The following is an 850-nucleotide window of genomic DNA, read 5'->3' as shown; positions in this document are numbered from 1 at the left end:
GGTGATCGGATCGCTGCATCCATATGTCCGGCCTGTTTGATGCGATCGGATGATCGCTGGCCAAGATGGGATGCGCGAGGCGAGCTCCAAACAACCTGGCGACCTGCTGGCGGCCAATGGGTCCCACGGAATGTCTCGCCTCGTTGATTGATCGATCGCTCCATCTGCTCTTGCAGCTTCCGGGTCGGCCGGCGCGCGAGCCCGCCGGTCGGCCAATCTTTGTCAGGCGGCGGTTGCCGGCATGGCATTCATCCGCGCCGCGTCGTAGCGCTCGCCGGTCACCATCAGCTTCCAGGCGATGCGGGCCACCTTGTTGGCGAGCGCCACGGCGGCCAGCTTGGGCGGCTTGCGCTTGAGCAGTGCGACCAGCCAGCCCCAGGGATGGCCGCGGCCGTGCCGCGCCTGCTGGATCACCGCGGTCGCCCCGACCACCAGCAGGCGGCGCAGGTCCTCGTCGCCGGCCCGCGTGATCTTGCCGAGCCTGGTCTTGCCGCCGGTGGAATGGTCCTTTGGTGTGAGGCCGAGCCAGGCGGCAAAGTGCCGGCCGGAGCGGAACGCGGCTGGATCGGACGTCTTCATCACCATCCTGGTCGCAATGATAGGGCCGATCGAAGGGATTTGCGCCAGGCGCCGGCTGAGGGCATTGGCCCGGTGCCAAGCCAACAGCTTGGCCTCGATCTCCTTCAGCTCGGTCCCGAGCCTTGCGTATTCACGCCCCTGTACCACGAACAGCTCACGCGCCAGCTCCGGAAGATTCTCGTCCTGCGCAATCCGCGCCAACAGCGGCTCGATCTTGTCCACCCCCTTGGCTGCGATCAGGCCGAACTCGGCAGCGTAGCCGCGGATCGCA

The 850-nt window shown here is 66.8% G+C and carries 1 protein-coding gene; it reads right to left on the bottom strand.

What is annotated here, in order from left to right:
- Window positions 1-222 precede the first annotated feature (222 nt).
- A partial coding sequence (locus AAFX91_RS42085) for an IS110 family transposase (RefSeq protein WP_394570400.1) occupies window positions 223-850 on the bottom strand: 628 nt, incomplete at its 5' end.

The organism is Bradyrhizobium sp. 31Argb (genome assembly GCF_043638955.1).
In the GTDB taxonomy this organism is placed as follows: Bacteria; Pseudomonadota; Alphaproteobacteria; order Rhizobiales; family Xanthobacteraceae; genus Bradyrhizobium.
The sequence above is the reverse complement of the archived record's forward strand: the minus strand, read 5'-3'. Positions and strand labels throughout refer to the sequence as shown.